This window comes from Paenibacillus sp. JMULE4 (assembly GCF_013337105.1).
GTDB classification, from domain to species: domain Bacteria; phylum Bacillota; class Bacilli; order Paenibacillales; family NBRC-103111; genus Paenibacillus_G; species Paenibacillus_G naphthalenovorans.
Map to the genome: position 1 here is coordinate 117,919 of NZ_SGWF01000010.1, position 17,980 is coordinate 135,898.

The window sequence follows — 17,980 nt, forward strand, 5'->3', positions numbered from 1 at the left end:
AAATCAAATCACAGAAGGAGGGAGATAGGAAATGAAAGCGGTTAAAGCAGCTGTTATTCACAAACGGGGCGCATTGGAGATAAGAACTTTTCCTAAACCCGTACTGAACGATGAAGAGCTGCTTGTCAAAGTCCACATGTGCGGAATCTGCGGTTCCGATCAACACATCTTCCGTGGAGATTGGGGCGAGCCTTATCCGATTATCCCGGGTCACGAATTCGTGGGCACCGTAGAGGAATTAGGCAAAAATGCCGCACAAAAGCATGGGGTCAAGCTCGGGGACAAGGTTGCAGTAGAGATGATTCTTCCTTGCGGCGCGTGCAGGTGGTGCAAAGAGGGATTTTACAATCTGTGCGTCAAAGACCGGGAGGAGGGAAGACAGTACGGCTGCAATATCAGCTGCACCCGGGAGCCTCATTTATTCGGCGGATGGTCGCAGGTTCTGTATGTGCCTTCCAACGCCATCGTTCACCGGATTCCCGATCACGTTCCATGGCACAGAGCCGTTTTGACGGAGCCGCTTGCTGTGACGGTCAGGGCGGTCCACCTGACGCCGCCGAAGCTTGGAGACACCGTAGCCGTGATCGGCGCGGGGCCGATCGGGCTGCTGACTGCGGTTGCGGCCAAGGCGGCAGGGGCGGCGGCGGTTATTCTCATCGGCACGCGGGATGAAAGACTTGCTCTAGGCAAACAGCTGGGTGCGGATGAGGTCATCGATTTTAGAAAAGAAGATGCCGGGTCCAGATTGCTTGAACTGACAGGAGGGAGGGGAGCCGATCTCGTATTCGAAACGGCGGGAACGCCGCAGGCGCAAAAGGATAGTCTGAATTACGCCAGAAAAGGCGGAACGGTCAATTATCTCGGATTAACGGGGAATAGGCCGGTTACGATTGAAACCGACAATCAGATGACGTTTAAGGAGTTGAAGCTGCAGACGTCTTTCCTGAGTGCATGGGGGTATCAAGGGGCCATCGATCTGATTGCCAGCGGGCGATTCCCCATTGAGAAGATGGTTACGCACGAATTTGCTTTAGACGAGGCGGAACAAGCCCTGCAATGCGCTTCGAACCGCGAGGAAAAGGCGATTAAAGTAGTCTTGATTCCTTAAAAGAATTTGTAAGCGCTATTATACACAACGGACATGAAGGAGGAGCAACCATGCCAATCATCGGAAAAGCAGCGGTTTTGGACGGAGTCGAAGGGAATTTTCATATTAAAGAATATGAGGTACCGGAGCCGAAGGCCGGAGAATTCATTTTACGGACGGAATATGCGGGTGTTTGCGGAACGGATGTTCATATCTATTACGGGCATTTGAATACAATTGAGTATCCGATCATATTGGGCCATGAATTCTGCGGCATCATTGAGAAGCTTGGACAGGGCGTAGTCGAAGACTCGAACGGAAGACCGGTAAAGGAAGGCGACCGGGTGGTGATTGTGCCGGGAGTACCGTGCGGAAATTGCTATTACTGCAAAATTTCCAAAACGCCGACCCGCTGCGCCAATGTGAAAGCTTACGGGTTCATGCCCGATCAGGCGCCGCATCTATTATCCGGCGGATTTAGCCAATATGTTCATATTCAATACCGGGGCACGTCTTTCTTCAAGACGGACATGGAACCGCATATTGCCGTCCTGACGGAGCCTCTCTCGATTTGTATCCATGGTTTTCAGCGGGCCGGCGGCGTTCGCTTCGGAAGTACGGTGGTGGTGCAGGGGACAGGAGCCATCGGACTGGGAGCGGTCGCTTTCGCCAAACGGTCGGGTGCCGCCAAGGTGATCGCCGTGGGAGGGCCGAAGCGCCGTCTGGAGCTGGCCCGGGAATTAGGCGCGGATGTCACGATTGATATCGAGGAAATCCGCGATCCCAAAGAGCGTATCCAATTGGTCAAGGAGGAAACCAAGGGCGGTCGCGGAGCCGATATGGTCGTCGAGTGCTCGGGATTCCCGGCTTCTGTTCCGGAAGGACTTTCCTACCTGCGCGACAGCGCATCCTATGTGGAGCTGGGCCATTTTACAGACGTAGGCACAGCCAATATCAATCCGCATTGGCATATTCTCCGGAACAACGCCGACATTCACGGGGTATGGGGAAGCGATGTAGAGCATATGGAAATGACGCTGAATATCATTGAGAAAATGGAGCTGCCTTACGATAAGCTGGTTACGCAAACGCTTGGATTGAATCGAATCGGGGACGCCATTACGGCAATGAGCAAAAAAGGGTACCGCCTTGACGGCGAAGATCAGGTGATCAAAATTGCCATCAATCCGTGGATCTAGCTGCAGTATCCCAACCGTTCCGCTTCACAAATCCAAAAGGAAAGGGAGTATACATGTTATGTCTATTCAGTTGAACGGAGAACAACGCGGTGCTTCGGGCAGTGCCGTTATTGAAGTAAGGAATATGGCCACGATGGAACTGATTGACACCGTACCGGCCGCAACGATGGAGGACGCTCAGAAGGCGTTGGACGCAGCGCAGGCTGGAGCGAAGGCTTGGGCGCGGACGCCGATTTATAAACGGGCGGAGATCATCAACCGCTTTGTGAGCCATCTGCGGGCCGAACGCGATGAGCTCGCCCGGCTGCTCAGCGCAGAAAACGGCAAGACGCTGGAGCAGGCAGGCTGGGAGCTGGATACGGCGGCGGCCATTTTTGAAGGCTTTGTCGAAGAATCCAAAAGATTGTTCGGTCAAACGATTCCTTTGGAAATCCAGTCCGGTCTTGAAAAAGATTTGATGATTACGAAGCGGGAACCGCTGGGCGTCATCGTAGGCATTATCCCGTTCAATTTCCCGGCGGAATTGTTTGCCCACAAGGCGGGGGCTGCTTTGGCTGCCGGGAACGCGATGATCGTCAAACCGCCGGAAGATGACCCGTTAACGGTCACGCGCATGGCGGAGATGCTGCATGAAGCGGGTGTTCCGAGAGATGTGCTGCAGATTGTAAACGGTTATGGCGAAGAGGTAGGAGATTATTTGGTTAAAAGTCCGGCGGTTCAAGCCGTCAGCTTTACGGGAAGCACGGAAGTGGGCACCATCATCGCCCAAAACGGCGCCAAAAACTTGTCAAGGGTGTTCCTTGAGCTTGGCGCAAATGATGCGATGATCGTTTGCGAGGACGGCGATCTGGATGCAGCCGTCGATCATGCGATATTCGGAAGGCTGTTGGCGAACGGTCAAGTCTGCTGCGCAAACAAACGATTGCTGGTGCAGCAATCCGTCTATGAGGAATTTAAAACCAAGTTGGTTGAAAAACTGGCTGCGAAGCGGATCGGCCATCAGCTTGAAGAAGGAACGGATGTCGGACCGCTTATTAACGAAGCCGCAGCAGTAAAAGTGGAACGACAAATTCAATATACGATCGGCCAAGGCGCCACGCTGGCACTGGGAGGAAAACGGGTTCGGCAAACGTTCATCGAGCCTACCGTTCTCGAAGCAACGAAGGATATGGACATTGCCAAGGATCTGGAGATCTTCGGTCCCGTATTTGCTCTGATCGCGTTTGAAGATCTGCAGGAAGCGATCGACATCGCAAACGCCAGTCAATATGGCTTGAACTCTTCCATTTTCACCAGGGATATTTACAAGGCGATGGAGGGGGGAAATCAAATCGAGGCCGGGATTGTTTCCGTCAATGGCGGAACCTGCTACCGTCCGGTATGCAGCGCCTTCGGCGGATATAAGAAAAGCGGGATCGGCAGAGAGGGAACGCTGTATACGCTTGAAGAGCTGACGCAAATCAAAAGCATCGTTCTTCGCGGTGTCATGTAAGTCCGCGAAAGCTGGAGGAGAACTTGAAACAGAATAGGGGGATGTCTATGAAACATTTAAGAAAAAGAAGCTTTGCCGCATTGATTGCCGTATTCCTGCTGTCGCTTGCCATATCCGCCTGCGGAGGAGGGCAGCAGCAAACCGCCGGAGGCTCAACGCCTCCACAGCAGAATGAACAAGGAGGCGGTACGTCGCCGAGCGGCTCCAATGGCAAAGGGCTGATTGCTTTATCCCACAAAAGCTTGAACTATTATGCCTTTGTCGCGATGCAGGAAGCGGCCAAGCGGAAAGCAGAAGAGCTCGGCTACCAATTCGAAGCGAGCGTGGCCGACTTTGATTCCGCCAAACAAACGAACCAATTTATCAACTTTATTTCCAAGAAGCCGGCAGCCATTATTTCCGATCCCAATGACAGCGAAGGACTGGTTACGGCCATCGATAAAGCGGAGCAGGCCGGCATTCCGGTTGCGATTTTCGATACGCCGACGACAGGCGGCAATGTATCGTTTACAGTGGCTTTCGACAATTATAAAGCCGGTGAAATGGCGGCCATGGAAATCGTAAAACGGCTGGAGCAAAAGTACGGAGAAGCCAAAGGCAACGTTCTGAATGCATACGGGGCCATGTCCAGCTCGGCATGGAGAGCGCGTAAGGAAGGCTTCGATGCGGTCATGAAGAAATATCCGAACATCAATTATCTGGCCATGCCTGCCGAAGGAGATATGAGAAAGACGCAGGATGTGGCGTTGAATGCGATCGCGAAGTACAAAACCCTCGACGCTGTCCACGCGCCAAGCGACAACCCTGCAATGGGACTTTATGAAGCGTTGAAGCAGACCAATCAATTGAAAAAGGTGGGCGAAGAAGGACACGTCATCTTTGTCACGATTGATGCGGAGCCGATTGCGCTGCAGCGGATTCAAGAGGGCTGGTACGATGCCTCGATTAATCAGGATTGCGTAGCTTACGGTGAGCTGGTGATTGAAATGCTGGACAAATATACGCTAAAGGGACAGAAGGTTCCGATCGAAACCTATAAGAACGACAGCTATTTCTGGAAAGAAGCGCCGATCAAGGAAGGTCAGACCGGCCCGCACATGGTCATCGATCCTTATGTCATTGACAGCACCAATGTAGACAATGATGCGCACTGGGGCAATGTAGCCTGGAACAAGTACGGATTACGATATTAAGGAGATATTAAGGCTTCATACACGGTATAAGATGGGGTAGAGCTCCGCTCTCTCCATCTTATGCGCATAAAGATTAGTAGTAGGAGGGGATCCGTTTGCTGCTTCAAATCTCCAATGTGTACAAAAGCTTCGGCGGGAAGGAAGTATTGAAAAATGTCGAATTTGCCGTAGACTATGGTGAAATTCATGGATTGGTCGGCAAAAACGGTGCAGGTAAATCCACGCTGGTCAATATCATCTCGGGCGTTCTCTCCTGCGACAGCGGAGCGGTTGAACTGGATTCACAGCCGATCGACCGGCTTTCCGTTCTCGAAAGACAAGATTTGGGCATCTATGTCGTCCCCCAGCATGCCACCATCATTCCCGAATTCAGCGTCGCCGAGAATCTGTTTCTGGGCGTATGGCTGCGGAAAAAAGCAGGGCTCGTGGATTGGAAGCCTATGTTTGAGAAGGCGGAGCAGGAGCTGCGTGAATACGGACTTCCCATCGATCCCAGGATGAAGGCCAAGGATCTGTCTCTTGTCAATCAAAGAAAGCTCAATATTGTCAGAGCTTTGTTCAGCAAGGCCAAATTAATCATATTGGACGAACCGACGACGGCACTTTCGGCGGATGAGAGAAACAGCTTGTTTGAATTCGTACTCAAGCTGAAAAAGCAGGGTACCGGCATTATTTTTATATCTCACTATCTTGAAGAGGTGCTAAAGCTGTGCGACCGGATCACCGTCATCCGCGACGGTCTGTCTTTTACCGGTTATGCGGCGGATTCGGTTGACGAGCGCTCGCTGACGAATTTGATCGTGGGCGAAGATGTTGAGCTGTGTACCCGTACCCGGGAGCCGGGAGCGGAGAAGGAACCGATTCTGGAATGCAGGAACATCAAGGGAAAGGACCTGAAGGACGTATCCTTCCGTTTGCACCGTGGAGAAATTTTGGGCTTGATCGGGTTTCCCGGATCAGGCGCAAGGGAAATATGCAGGGGCCTGTTCGGGCTGTATCCGGTGGAGAGCGGGGAAATTCATTTGAACGGCCGGGAGATCGGCATACCCAAAGAACCGGCTGAAGCCTTGAAGCATAATATCGTCTATGTATCTTACGATCGTCATAAAGAAGGGATTGTACAGCAGCTTCCGATTCAAGAAAATATCAGTTTGTCCATCCTGGGGTCCAAGCTCAAAAAGCTGATGGGATTGGTGGATAAGGAAAGAGAGATCGACAATTCTACCGGCTATTTTAAACAGCTGAACATTAAAGCCGGCTCTATTTATGAATTGGTAGGGAATTTGAGCGGGGGGAATCAGCAGAAAGTGGTGATTTCCAAGGCGCTAAGCGTGGAACCGTCCGTATTGATTATCGATGAGCCGACAATCGGGATCGATGTCAAAAGCCGGGAGGAGATTTTGTTTCTGATCGATGAGCTTACCCGGTCGGGTTTAAGCGTTCTGTACCTGACGAACGATTACAATGAGCTGCTCAGGGTAGCGGACCGCTTAATCTTTTTCTCCGACGGAAAGGTCGTCCGTGAAGCGGAAAATGACGGGTTCACGGCTGAGCAGGTGATTCAAATGCGAGATTCAGTAAAGGGTGGTGCAGCATGAGCGTCAAAGAAAGCAATGTTGCCGTTTCGCAGCCTCCGCTGCCGTTGGCACAGAACGATCAAAGGCTGGTCCGGCTGTTTGCCAATCATATTGTCTGGTTTCTCCTTGTATTCGGGATTATTACTATGGGGTTAATCGACTCCACGTTTTTTTCCAAATCGATTTTGCAAAATATTCTGGTCCAAACGGCTGTGCTCGGCGTGCTGACCGCCGGGATGTCTTTTGTCCTGATTATCGGGGAGATCGATTTATCGGTTGTCGGTGTTCTGGCGTTTAGCGCCGGATTGGGCACCACCTTGATGAACGGCGGGCTTCCCTGGTTTCTTGCCGTTGTGGTCATTGTTTTGTTCGGGGTTGGCGTCGGATTCGCAAACGGTTGGCTGATCGCCAAATTGAAGGCTGCGGCCTTGATTGAAACGCTGGCCATGGGGCTTATTCTGCAGGGAGCGCTTATGGCCTTGACCCAGGGCCGTTCCATTATTAATTTTCCTGCGGCCTATACATGGATCGGACAAGGAACCGTCGCCGGTCTTCCCGTACTCCCCATCCCGTTCCTTCTTATCTATTTGTTGGTCTATTTTATATGGAAGCAGACCGTGTTCGGCAGAAGCCTGTTCGCAACGGGCGGTAACAGCCGGAGCGCCTATGTGAGCGGGATCCGGACAGATCGGATCAAGATTTATGCTTTTGCCATTTCGGGCGGATTGGCGGGTTTTTCGGGATATTTGCTCTCCGCATATATGGGTGCCGTTACGATGACGTTCGGCTCCGATTTGCTCATGTACACGCTGGCTGCAGCCGTCATCGGAGGCGTCAGTCTCACGGGAGGGAGGGGAAGCATCTCCGGAGTATTAGGAGGCGTGCTGCTGCTTACCGTCATTCAAACCGGCCTGCAAATACTGGGAATTTCTTCCTATTATGTGACGATGGTCGGGGGCTTGATGATTTTTATTGCCGTTGTGGTCGATGCGTTAAAAACAAAATATTTACAATGAAACAAACCGGTCCAGGGCGGTTCCTCTTCATATAAACGGCATATGTTCTTTTTAAAATCCCAATCACATGGGATTTTTTTGTTGCTATGAATGTACTGTCTGGTTTGGCGCTGCATATGGAAGTGAGATGAAAAAATTGACTTCGGTGATTTTTTTATACTACAATTCTGTAAGTACAGTAGGCCGATAGGCATCGTTTGACATGAAAGCGCAGGCAAAATACATAACATATCCATTTCGTAGGGGGATTCCGGTGTGGAAGGCAATGTTGTAAACGTTTCACTTATTTTACTTAATATAGTCATCTTCATTCTGATCATGAGATACAGAAGACGAAGACTGGCCAAACAGGCTGAAAAGGCACGAAGACTGCAAAGCTTGATCGGTCAAATCTCGGTCGAAGCCAATAATGAGAATGTGCAGGAATTGATTAACGAGCTTCAGGAAACCTATGCATTATTCAGAAACCCGAAGAATGGCGGAATTGTCCGTTCTACCTTTGAATCCATATTAGCAAGCGATAAAGTGGATCTGGAATTAAAGCACGAATTACGCAGGATTCTAACCAAATCGGGAGTCAAGGATCTTAAAGAGGTACAGGCATAGAAAATTAAACCAACAAGCTGACAAGCTGGCGTCCGCATTCCGTGGATGTCAGCTTGTTTTTTGTTTAGGACCTGAGACGAAACTGATTTTCTTTTGGCATTGTTCATTATACAAGAACCGCCCCTGTTTTTATCGTTTGCGGAGAGGTATTTTATTGAAGAGGGCGATCATGAATAGTGTGGGGACCGGGCCCTCCGACACCTGAAAGGGGAGCGAGTGGGATGAAGAGGTGGATTCGACATTCGTTAAGCAGGACTGGAAAGCATACGCTGAGGCTGCTTGCCTGTACCTCGATGTTACTGGCAGCTGCCGGATGCGGGAGCCAGACGGCTGATTCGCCCGCACCAGAGGGCAAGAATGGAAACCCGGGAGCTGCAGCGGCCATGAAGACCATGCCGGATCAGCTGACCACGGTGAAACTGGGGCTTCCGTCGAAAAACATGAGCTATCTTCCGATTTTTGTAGCTCAACAGAAAGGATTTTATAAGAACGTCAATTTGGAAGTCAATCTCGAGTATGTCAAAGGCGGTGTTCTTGCGCTAAGAGGACTTCAAACCGGAGAATATCCGATCATCTCCACGCTTCCGGAATCGGTTATTACCGGGGTGGCGGAAGGCGCAAACGTCAAAATGATCGGTACGCTCGACGATCAGTCGATGTATTCGATCTTTGTATCCAAGGATATCAAAAGCCCCGGCGATCTGAAGGGAAAGTCGGCGGCGAGCAACGTACCGGGTAACGGAACAGACATTCAGCTGCAATATTGGTTGAAGAAAAACGGGCTGACGCCCAACGAGGACGTACGGCTTATCAACGCAGGGGAGAACGCGGGCCGCTTGCAGGCACTGCAGACCGGTCAGGCGTCCGTCACTATTTTAAGCCAGCCTACCGATTTGAAGGCCGAGGAGCTCGGTTTCACCAGGTTGGCCTTAATGCGCGACGAGCTTAAAACGTACAATCACAATATGATCGCCGCCAATGGGGACCTGATTAAAAATACGCCGGAGGTGGTCTACGCCTTTATGTCGGCGCACGCCGAGGCCGTGAAGTTCATAAAGGATGGCGCCAACCGCGAAGAAGCTTTGCAAATCGCCATGGCAGAGTTGGGAATGAATAGAGCCGATGCGGAAAAATCGTTCGATTTCGTACTGCCGGCACTCGCAGACAAGGGAAAAATAAACATCGAAGGCATGAAATGGGCTATCGATACGGTAAAGGAAACCGGTGCGCTTGTGAAAGAAATGAGTGTCGATCAAGTGGTGGATGAACGCTTTTATGCGAAGTAGCAGGTGATAAGAGCGGCCCGGGCCATTTGGTCGACCCTGTCGAAGAAATCAAAGTCCAGCGGTAAGATGTCAAGTTCCTGATTCGCGGTAATTGGAAATTCTTTTGATGGAAAATCGCTTTGAGTCAGGAAAAATGGCATCACGAAATAAACCCTGAGTAAAATCGAGCGATTTTTCCAGGATATACCTCGATTTTACTGGGAATTCCCAATGGGCTTCGCAGAAAGTAGGTGAGAAGCTTTAGGCGTTAGTCACCTTCCTCCGCGGCGTGTAGACTTGGTCGTTGCGTAGCAGCACATCGACCAGCCGCACAAGTTTTCTTGCGGTTAAGACGAGGGCGCGTTTGTGTTGGTGCTTCGTGACTTCGTTGTATTTTTTCCGGTAGTACTCTCCGAATTCTGCGTCGCGGTTCTTTACCAAGTTGGCAGCTTCAACCAGGTAATAACGCAGAAACCGGTTGCCGGATTTAATACGGGACGTTTCTTCGGCTTCAAACTTGCCAGACTGATTCTTTCGCCAAGTAAGCCCAGCGTACTTCGCCAGAGCGGCTTGATCGTCAAAGCGATGGATGTCACCGATTTCGGCGATAATACCAGCGCTGTAGATCGGGCCGATACCGGGGATCGTCTTCAGGACGTTTTCACCGGGTAAGCCGGCGATAATGCGTTCAATCGCCTTGTCGAGCTCCTTGATTTGCTTCTGCGTACTTCGAATGGCTTCGATAGAAGTGCCCAGGATGATATCGATGGAGTCCTCGACGACTTTTGAGAGACGATAGGAAGCACGCGCGGCTTTCTGGATGCACCTCGCTACACCCTCCGGATCAGGGAATCGATTACGGCCCTTATCCTTGAGGTAGTCGGCTAAATCCGCCACATCCATCGAGCTGACCTCATCCAGGCTGTATTTCTCAAGGAGCAATTCAGTGATGGCATGGCCGAAGGCGGAGCTCTCCACCTCCGCGGAGAACGCACTGCACTTGTAGAACAGGTGCTGGAGAAAGTACTGCTTCTCTCGTGTCAGGTTGTGGACGAGGTGAAACCGCATGCGGGTCAGTCTTTGAAGAGCGATGTACTGCTCTTGGGCGACAACGGTCATCGGCAGCCTTCCAAAACGCAGCCTGTCTGCAATAATCCAGGCATCGATGCGGTCGTTCTTATCGAGGTCCACATAGGCTTCCTTGAACTTGCTAATGAGCTTCGGATTAATGGTAAATACCTTCGTATGCCGCTCGCTGAGAAGCTTGTCCCCATGCAGGAACATGGCGGGGTGCCAACTGTAAACCGATGTTGATTCCAGACCGATGTGAATCTCCGATGGCTTGATGCGGTCAGCGTGGGCAAGGATCTGATCCCGCAGGTGGCAGGCACCGTGGTAGTTGTTGAGCACCGTGAACGCTTGGAGGGTATCGCCGCCAGCATCCATGATGCACACCTTTAAATCTTGCGAACTCACGTCAATCCCGACAAACAACTTCACGTGGGATTCCTCCTTTCTTTATGGGATTCAGGGACTGGACCTTTCGGGATGCCCCCAGCGCACTCGCCGTTCAATCACCCTCGCATATGAGAACTCACTTCGGTCCATGAGCTGCCTCGAAGCTGCTATCTTCGAGCATGGGTTGCCGAAGGGGACAGCCAGCGGGTTAGAAGTTCAAGCGAGAGCCGAGGAAGCAGACTTTAAGAGTAGTCGATGCTACAGGAGAGAGAAGGATTTCCCCGAATAACCCTAAGAATTATTGTCTGGAAGCATCTCGAAAAGTCCAGTCCCAATTCAATTTTCAAAGAGCCAACGCTGGAAATTTTGAAAGCGGTCGCCAGTTCCCTGGGGAACTGGAAATTGGCCTTCAAAGCTTTACAACAAATATGATACGAGGGAGAGATGGCTATGTTAAAAAGAGAAGACAACGAAAGGCTGTGCAGGGTAGGTCCCGGAACACCGATGGGAGAGTTGTTCCGCCGTTATTGGATTCCTGCCGTCTTGAGCGAAGAGCTGCCGGCAGCGGATTGCCCGCCGGTTCGCGTCCGGCTGCTGGGGGAGGATCTGGTTGCCTTTCGCGATACGAACGGCAAAGTTGGACTGCTCGATGCGTACTGCCCTCATCGCCGGGCCCATTTGTTCTGGGGGCGCAATGAAGAATGCGGACTCCGCTGTGTATATCACGGCTGGAAGTTCGATACAAACGGTCAATGCCTGGACACGCCGAACGAGCCGCCAACCAGCGATTTCAAGCATAGCGTCAAATTGAAAGCCTATCCTGTCTATGAAAAAGCAGGCGTCATCTGGACCTACATGGGGCCGAAAGAGCAGCAGCCGGGTTACCCGGATTACGAATGGATGAGAGCTCCGGAAAACTGCCGCAACGTATCGAAAACCTTCGAAGCGTGCAACTGGCTGCAAGCCCTGGAAGGAGGCATTGACACTTCCCATTCCTCGTTTGCCCATAACAATAACATAGCGGATAAAAACGCGCTGCGGACAAGGGCTACCGCGCCAAAGCTCGAGGTGGTCAAAACCGATTACGGCTTCAAATACGCAGGAATTCGCGACTTGAAGGAAGATAACCATTATGTCAGGGCTTATCAATTTCTTATGCCCGCACAGCAAATGAGAGGTGCCATGATCCGCTGGACCGACGGTAAAATGGAGCAATTTCCGTCCATCGCAGGCCATGTGTGGGTGCCTATCGATGACGCTAACGTATGGGTGTATAACATTTTATACTCATCGGATGTCCATATTCCATTCACTCCTGAATTTGTGAAGAAGCACGAAAAGGACTTCGGTCGCGGAGAAGAAGATATGCTGCCGGGGTATAAACTGGTGCGCAATCCTTCCAACGATTATCTCATTGACCGAGAGGTGCAGCGAACCGAAACCTTTACCGGCATCTCCGGAATCAACACCCAGGACTACGCGCTTCAGGAAACGATGGAACAGCCATTCTGCGATCGCACCAAGGAAAAGCTGGGTACCGCGGATACCGCCATTATTGCGGCGCGCCAGCTGCTTTTGGAGGCCACCAGAGACGTGGAGGCGGGTAAAACGCCGCGCGGGGCGGATCCGGAAACACACAGCAGGGTTAGAGGCTGCGATCAATTTCTGCCCAAGGGTGTGGATTGGAAAGAGGCGCTGCTCGAAGAAATGACAGCCAAGTTCTAGGCGGCCCATTAGCAAAGGGGAGGAACGAATATGGTACTCGCTGCTGGTTTGGAATCATTAAAAATGAGCTTGGTACAATGTATTCTGATGCTGGAACGGGCAGAGATCATCGACTTTAACGGCCACTGCAGCGTGCGTATTCCCGGTACGGAGCATATCCTGATCAATTCGGGACCGAGTGCCCGGAACGATTTGAGCGCCGGGGATATCGTCATTATGGATGTACACGGCACGCCGTTGGAAGGGAGCGAAGTCCCGCCGATGGAATATCACATCCACACGGAAATCTATAAAAAACGGCCCGACGTACAGGCTGTGATCCATGCCCATCCCCGCTGGTCGACCTTGTTCAGTATAACGGGAACACCGCTTAAGCCTGTTTTTCCTCAAGCAGCTCTTTTGGGGGAGATTTCGACGTTTGACCGTGTGGATTCCATAAACACTTCGGAGCTGGGCGGCCGGTTGGCCGAGGCGCTCGGGGGCAGCCGCACGATGCTGTTAAAATCTCACGGAAGCGTCATCACCGGCTCCACGCTCGAGGAGGCGTTCGCCTTGTGCATTTACTTGGAAGAGAACGCTCAGCGCCAGTACAGGGCTCAAGCTTTGGGCATGCCCTATGAGCTGAACGATCAGGAAATCGAGGCCTGTGCCCGTCATTTAGGGAAGCCTGCTCTCTACCGCAAGGTATGGGATTATTATGAAGTAAAACTACGGCAATAACTTCCGATTGGCTTGGCAGAGAGGGGAGACGCCATGGCGATGCCTAATAAATTTGCAGGAAAAACAATTGCCGTACTTGGCTACAGCGAGGACGGGGCCGAATATGCAAAGCGGCTGCGCGAGCAAGGCTATGAGGTCGTGATCGGCTTGCGTGAAAGGGATGTTATGTGGCCTCGTGCCGAGCAGGACGGCTTTAAGGTGATGAACCTGTGGAATGCGGTCGGAGCTTCCGACATCATACAAGTGTGGTAAACCAAAGGAGGGATTTCATCGTTTGAGCGAATCGACTGAACCCGTCGCAGCATCGCCGTCGCCTTCCTTGAAGGACATGTGGCTGATCACGATCGGTCACGGATTAACCCATTGGTATCCGGCCACCTTTTATATGCTGCTTCCGGTGATTGGCCAAGAGCTGGGACTCAGCTATACCGAAACCGGCATGCTCATTACGTTTCAATATATGGCGAGCACGATTTCCAATGTGCCGGGAGGCATGCTGGTCGATACGGTCGGCAAAAAAGGTCTTCTGATGGCACTATCGCTCTTCTGGGTCGGATTTCCCTACTTGTTCATGAATTTCACGAGTACCTACTGGATGCTGCTTCTTTGCATCTCGCTGGTCGGCATAGGCAACAACCTGTGGCATCCGACGGCGATCCCTGCATTATCGCAGCGCTATCCGGAGCGGAGAGGCTTTGTCCTCTCAGTTCACGGCATGGGAGCCCATGCAGGCGATGCGCTCGCCCCGCTTGCGATAGGTGCGATGCTGGCTCTATTTACATGGAGGCAAATCGTTGTGCTCAATATCGTTCCCGGCGTGATCATCGCGCTGCTTATTGTGATCATGCTGCGGAATTCACCATTGGACCTCAAAAAACAAAAGGCGAGGGCTGGCGAGGAGAAGCAGGGACAAACCGTAAAGGAATATTTCAACGGACTGAAGGGACTGGTACAAAACCGCAGCCTGGTGCTCATTTCAACGAGCTCCGCCTTCCGTTCCATGACGCAAAACGCGCTGCTTACCTTTCTTCCGTTGTATTTGGCGCATGAGCTGGATTTTTTCCCTTTGTGGGTCGGATCAGGCATATTCCTGCTCCAGATGGGAGGCTTTATCGCCGCTCCGATATCCGGTCATTTGTCCGATAAATGGGGACGCAAAAAGGTATTGACGACAAGCATGACGGTATCCGCCGTTATTTTGATTGCTATGGCGGCTTTTGGCAAATCGCCGTTGTTCATCGTATTTATCGCGGTTCTCGGATTTTTTCTCTATGCGGTCCGTCCCGTGATGCAGGCTTGGCTAATGGAATCGTCTCCCCAAAAAATGGCCGGGACCAGCATAGGCATCCTGTTCGGCATGCAGTCCCTGGGCCAATCGGTATCCCCCTTGCTTGGAGGCATCATTTCCGACAAGTTCGGTTTATTTGCGGCATTTTATTTTGTGGCCGGTACGATTATCATTGCGAACCTGCTCATTTGGTTTGCGCCACAAGAGGAGTCATCAACCGGTAATCACCATTCCATATCTACATAAGGAGGATTTCCATGGCTAAACTGAATTTAAGCTTCGCCTGCTGGGACTACGATCGTGTTCATGCGTTAATGGACGGTTCCGTCCGTCCCAAGGGCATTGAACTGAACTTTCTCAGCATGCCGGTGGAAGAAACGTTTTTCCGCATGATGCGCCACCAGGAATTCGATGTTGCCGAGCTGTCTGCTTCTTCCTATCTTCTTGCGAGGGACCGCGGATTTCCCCATTTTACGGCCATTCCGGTATTTCCGTCGCGGTATTTCCGTCATTCGGGGATTTATGTGAATGTTGAAGCGGGAATCCGTCGACCGGAGGAGTTAAAAGGCAAGCGCATCGGTATTCCCGAGTATCAGTTGACCGCTTGCGTCTGGATTCGCGGATTTTTGCAGCATGAATACGGTGTTCATCCGACCGAGGTGGAGTGGTTCTATGGAGGGCAGGAGACGCCCGGTCGTGTCGAAAAGTTCAAGCTGGAGCTGCCCGCGGACATTCGCCTGCAGCCGATCGGTCCGGAGCAGACACTAAACCAAATGCTGGAGAACGGCGATCTGGGCGCGTTTATTGCTCCTCGGGCGCCGTCCTGCTTCTTGAAGGGGTCGCCGCGCGTAGAACGTCTGTTCGAAGATTACGTATCCGTTGAAAAAGATTATTTCCGCAAAACCGGCATTTTCCCGATTATGCATGTTGTGGCTATTCGCAACGAAATTCTGGAACGGTACCCGTGGGCCGCGCAAAACCTGTATCAGGCGTTCGTCGAAGCCAAGAACAAGGTGTACGAGGGCTTCAATCAAACCGCGGCCTTAAAAGTGACGCTGCCTTGGCTGGTGCCGGAAGTCGAACGGACGAAGCAACTGATGGGCGATGATTTCTGGCCTTACGGATTAGAGAAAAACCGCGCTGCCTTGGAAGCGTTGGTCCACTATTCTCATGAACAGGGGCTTATCAAAACCAAGCTTTCAGTGGAAGATTTATTTGTGAAGTCGACCTTGGAGCAGTACACCATCTAATGGTACAAGGTCCAAAGAAAACGCCGACCATTTCCGAGCAGCACTTATCTAAGGCGGGGTAAACCATGAGGATGAAGGAAAGGAGGCTGATTTCATGAAGCGAACCTCATTGGCCGCAGTTGCGGCCGGAGTTCAAAGGACGGAGCTGCAGGAATTTGACCTGCCGGAGGCAACGGAGGATTCCGGACTGCTTCGCATCGAAACCGTAGGCGTGTGCGGAACGGATGTGTCCTACTATAAGAAATCGCAATCTCCCCGCATACTGGGTCACCATATCGTCGGCTTTATTGAGCGGGTAGGGGAAAAGGCGGCTGCGCGTTGGGGGGTGAAGGAGGGGGATCGGGTGGCACTCGAGGAATATATCCCTTGCGGCCAATGCTCTTTCTGCCGGATAGGCATGTATCGCTCCTGCCCGTCGACGGATCCGAGAACCGGCGGCATCCGATACGGTGCTACGCCTGTGGATCGGCAGCCGTCCTTATGGGGCGGCTTCAGCGAGTTTATGTATCTTCATCCGAACTCGGTGCTGCATGCCATGCCTGAGCATGTTCTTCCGGAAGAAGCCGCCCTCACCTTGCCTCTGGCCAACGGGTTTGAATGGATGCTGCTGCAGGGCGGTGTAGGCCCGGGGAAAACGGTGGTCATTCAGGGGCCCGGCCAGCAAGGGTTGGCTTGTACCCTTGCAGCCAAGGCGGCCGGGGCTGAATGCGTGATCGTCACCGGACGATCTACCAGTATGAAGCGGCTTGAATTGTCCAGACGCCTCGGTGCAGATCATATCGTGAATATTCAAGCCGAAAGTTTAGAAGATCGGGTCCATGAAATCACAGGCGGCCGGATGGCCGATGTGGTTATCGATGTAACCTCCGGCGGGTCAGAGCCGGTCATCTCCTCCGTGGCTGCGGCCGGCCGTGGCGGTATGGTCATGTTTGGAGCTTACAAATATACGAAGATCCCCGAATTCGATATCGACTCGGTCATCACGAAAACACTTCAGCTTAAAGGCGTAAGGGGACACAGCTATACATCGGTACAAATGGCCGTCGATTTTATCGCATCGGGCAAATTTCCGCTGCGGATCATGAATTCTCACGATTTCGCTTTGGAGGAAACGGACTTGGCTTTAAAAACGGCGGGGGGAGAAGGCGAACCCGGTCCGCTTCTTGTCACCGTATCGCCCGGGAAGAAAAGATAATGGAACAATAAATAACGGGATGGATCGAATCCATCCCGTAAATCGGCAACAATATCACGTATCGGATCAGGCATATCTTAACTTAGCCGCTCGGTGATTAGTCTGCTGCAGGTTTTCAGATCTTTGACATAGTTTTGTACCTGTACGGGATACAAATACGATTTGGTTACGGCAAAGCTAACGGCTGCAATGACCAGACCGGTGCTGCTGTGCACCGGAACGGCTATGGAGCAAATACCGTCCTTATACTCGGACATTCCGGTAGAATAGCCGCTTTTGCGCACTTCGCGCAGTTGTTCGAGGAGCGCTTCGCCGCTAGTAATGGTTTTGTGTGTATGCCGGTCAAGTCCTTGTTCAATGACGCGGCTGATTTCCTGCTCAGCCTGGACGGCAAGAAGCACTTTGCCTGAAGCGGTGCAGTGGCTTGGTATGCGTTTTCCTATTTTCGATACGGTTCCATGATGATCGTCAGGAACCATTTTGCACAAAAATACGACTTCTCCGCGATCATAGACACCTAAATGAACCGCCTCACGGTAGGTTGTCATCAGCTTGTTTAGAAGGGGCGCAGCGATCGAGCGCAGCTCATTGCCATGGTATACGGCAAAACCAAGCTCGAAGGAGCCGATCCCCAAATGATATTTATGCGTGTACTTGTTTTTCTCTACAAGATTGTTGCCGTGGAGTGTGCTGACTAACCGGAAAATGGTACTTTTCGCCAATCCCAAACGCTTGCTCAATTCCGTGATGCCGAGCTCCTTATCCGCTAAAGTAAATTCCCGCAAGATACGGATCGCATTGTTAACGGAAGAAAGAGGTTCTTTTTGCGCCAAAGAAAACACCACCTTGAACAGAATTTTCCGGCCGGCATGTATTCGTTTTCACGATCATTATGACATACCCTTTGGG

At 51.7% G+C, this 17,980-nt stretch carries 16 protein-coding genes; 14 read left to right on the forward strand and 2 right to left on the reverse strand.

Annotated elements, in window-relative coordinates; genetic code table 11:
* The first annotated feature begins 31 nt into the window (after positions 1-31).
* The 8 genes from EXW96_RS02810 to EXW96_RS02845 all read left to right on the forward strand — a co-directional run bounded on the left by EXW96_RS02810 (position 32) and on the right by EXW96_RS02845 (position 9,456).
* Positions 32-1,108, forward strand: coding sequence for a zinc-dependent alcohol dehydrogenase (locus EXW96_RS02810; protein ID WP_062408142.1), 1,077 nt, complete (start codon positions 32-34; stop codon positions 1,106-1,108).
* Positions 1,109-1,158: 50 nt separating this feature from the next.
* Positions 1,159-2,286, forward strand: a complete 1,128-nt coding sequence (locus EXW96_RS02815) for a zinc-binding dehydrogenase (RefSeq protein WP_054817184.1) — start codon at positions 1,159-1,161, stop codon at positions 2,284-2,286.
* A gap of 58 nt (positions 2,287-2,344) precedes the next feature.
* Positions 2,345-3,778 carry an aldehyde dehydrogenase family protein gene (locus EXW96_RS02820; protein WP_174349814.1) on the forward strand — a complete coding sequence of 478 codons (1,434 nt, stop codon included), beginning with the start codon at positions 2,345-2,347 and terminating at the stop codon, positions 3,776-3,778.
* A gap of 47 nt (positions 3,779-3,825) precedes the next feature.
* On the forward strand, positions 3,826-4,971 hold the full coding sequence (locus EXW96_RS02825) for a sugar ABC transporter substrate-binding protein (RefSeq protein WP_062408146.1): 1,146 nt from the start codon (positions 3,826-3,828) through the stop codon (positions 4,969-4,971).
* Positions 4,972-5,066: 95 nt separating this feature from the next.
* Positions 5,067-6,569 carry a sugar ABC transporter ATP-binding protein gene (locus EXW96_RS02830; RefSeq protein ID WP_217437231.1) on the forward strand — a complete coding sequence of 501 codons (1,503 nt, stop codon included), beginning with the start codon at positions 5,067-5,069 and terminating at the stop codon, positions 6,567-6,569.
* On the forward strand, positions 6,566-7,564 hold the full coding sequence (locus EXW96_RS02835) for an ABC transporter permease (RefSeq protein WP_174349815.1): 999 nt from the start codon (positions 6,566-6,568) through the stop codon (positions 7,562-7,564). The genes EXW96_RS02830 and EXW96_RS02835 overlap by 4 nt, the downstream gene beginning before the upstream one ends.
* Positions 7,565-7,819: 255 nt before the next feature.
* Positions 7,820-8,170 carry a hypothetical protein gene (locus EXW96_RS02840; protein ID WP_054817192.1) on the forward strand — a complete coding sequence of 117 codons (351 nt, stop codon included), beginning with the start codon at positions 7,820-7,822 and terminating at the stop codon, positions 8,168-8,170.
* Positions 8,171-8,391: 221 nt separating this feature from the next.
* On the forward strand, positions 8,392-9,456 hold the full coding sequence (locus EXW96_RS02845) for an ABC transporter substrate-binding protein (RefSeq protein ID WP_054817193.1): 1,065 nt from the start codon (positions 8,392-8,394) through the stop codon (positions 9,454-9,456).
* A gap of 240 nt (positions 9,457-9,696) precedes the next feature.
* Here EXW96_RS02845 and EXW96_RS02850 read toward each other — a convergent pair whose 3' ends face one another.
* A complete protein-coding gene (locus tag EXW96_RS02850; protein WP_174349816.1) occupies positions 9,697-10,935 on the reverse strand; it encodes an IS110 family RNA-guided transposase in 1,239 nt (412 codons plus the stop codon).
* A gap of 408 nt (positions 10,936-11,343) precedes the next feature.
* On the opposite strand from EXW96_RS02850, the gene EXW96_RS02855 reads away from it, so the two are divergent.
* From EXW96_RS02855 to EXW96_RS02880, 6 genes are all read left to right on the forward strand, one after another.
* Entirely contained in the window at positions 11,344-12,618 is a 1,275-nt protein-coding gene (locus tag EXW96_RS02855) for a Rieske 2Fe-2S domain-containing protein (RefSeq protein ID WP_062408154.1), read from the forward strand.
* Between the two features lie 30 nt (positions 12,619-12,648).
* Positions 12,649-13,338, forward strand: coding sequence for a class II aldolase/adducin family protein (locus EXW96_RS02860; RefSeq protein ID WP_054817196.1), 690 nt, complete (start codon positions 12,649-12,651; stop codon positions 13,336-13,338).
* Between the two features lie 39 nt (positions 13,339-13,377).
* Positions 13,378-13,590, forward strand: coding sequence for a Rossmann-fold NAD(P)-binding domain-containing protein (locus EXW96_RS02865; RefSeq protein WP_174349817.1), 213 nt, complete (start codon positions 13,378-13,380; stop codon positions 13,588-13,590).
* A gap of 22 nt (positions 13,591-13,612) precedes the next feature.
* Entirely contained in the window at positions 13,613-14,872 is a 1,260-nt protein-coding gene (locus tag EXW96_RS02870) for an MFS transporter (RefSeq protein ID WP_217437232.1), read from the forward strand.
* A gap of 11 nt (positions 14,873-14,883) precedes the next feature.
* The gene (locus tag EXW96_RS02875; protein WP_174349818.1) at positions 14,884-15,876 is read left to right on the forward strand and encodes a PhnD/SsuA/transferrin family substrate-binding protein; all 993 of its coding nucleotides are present in this window, start codon (positions 14,884-14,886) and stop codon (positions 15,874-15,876) included.
* A gap of 94 nt (positions 15,877-15,970) precedes the next feature.
* The gene (locus tag EXW96_RS02880; protein ID WP_174349819.1) at positions 15,971-17,071 is read left to right on the forward strand and encodes a zinc-dependent alcohol dehydrogenase; all 1,101 of its coding nucleotides are present in this window, start codon (positions 15,971-15,973) and stop codon (positions 17,069-17,071) included.
* Positions 17,072-17,148: 77 nt separating this feature from the next.
* Here the strand turns inward: EXW96_RS02880 and EXW96_RS02885 are convergent, their stop codons facing one another.
* The gene (locus EXW96_RS02885; RefSeq protein WP_054817200.1) at positions 17,149-17,904 is read right to left on the reverse strand and encodes an IclR family transcriptional regulator; all 756 of its coding nucleotides are present in this window, start codon (positions 17,902-17,904) and stop codon (positions 17,149-17,151) included.
* Between the last annotated feature and the right edge of the window lie 76 nt (positions 17,905-17,980).

What these genes read in the sequence shown, in the direction of transcription:
- EXW96_RS02815 (WP_054817184.1), top strand. Translation starts at nt 1,159, where the DNA reads ATGCCAATCATCGGAAAAGCAGCGGTTTTGGACGGAGTCGAAGGGAAT.
- EXW96_RS02820 (WP_174349814.1), top strand. Translation starts at nt 2,345, where the DNA reads ATGTCTATTCAGTTGAACGGAGAACAACGCGGTGCTTCGGGCAGTGCC.
- EXW96_RS02880 (WP_174349819.1), top strand. Translation starts at nt 15,971, where the DNA reads ATGAAGCGAACCTCATTGGCCGCAGTTGCGGCCGGAGTTCAAAGGACG.
- EXW96_RS02825 (WP_062408146.1), top strand. Translation starts at nt 3,826, where the DNA reads ATGAAACATTTAAGAAAAAGAAGCTTTGCCGCATTGATTGCCGTATTC.
- EXW96_RS02835 (WP_174349815.1), top strand. Translation starts at nt 6,566, where the DNA reads ATGAGCGTCAAAGAAAGCAATGTTGCCGTTTCGCAGCCTCCGCTGCCG.
- EXW96_RS02855 (WP_062408154.1), top strand. Translation starts at nt 11,344, where the DNA reads ATGTTAAAAAGAGAAGACAACGAAAGGCTGTGCAGGGTAGGTCCCGGA.
- EXW96_RS02865 (WP_174349817.1), top strand. Translation starts at nt 13,378, where the DNA reads ATGCCTAATAAATTTGCAGGAAAAACAATTGCCGTACTTGGCTACAGC.
- EXW96_RS02875 (WP_174349818.1), top strand. Translation starts at nt 14,884, where the DNA reads ATGGCTAAACTGAATTTAAGCTTCGCCTGCTGGGACTACGATCGTGTT.
- EXW96_RS02845 (WP_054817193.1), top strand. Translation starts at nt 8,392, where the DNA reads ATGAAGAGGTGGATTCGACATTCGTTAAGCAGGACTGGAAAGCATACG.
- EXW96_RS02860 (WP_054817196.1), top strand. Translation starts at nt 12,649, where the DNA reads ATGGTACTCGCTGCTGGTTTGGAATCATTAAAAATGAGCTTGGTACAA.
- EXW96_RS02810 (WP_062408142.1), top strand. Translation starts at nt 32, where the DNA reads ATGAAAGCGGTTAAAGCAGCTGTTATTCACAAACGGGGCGCATTGGAG.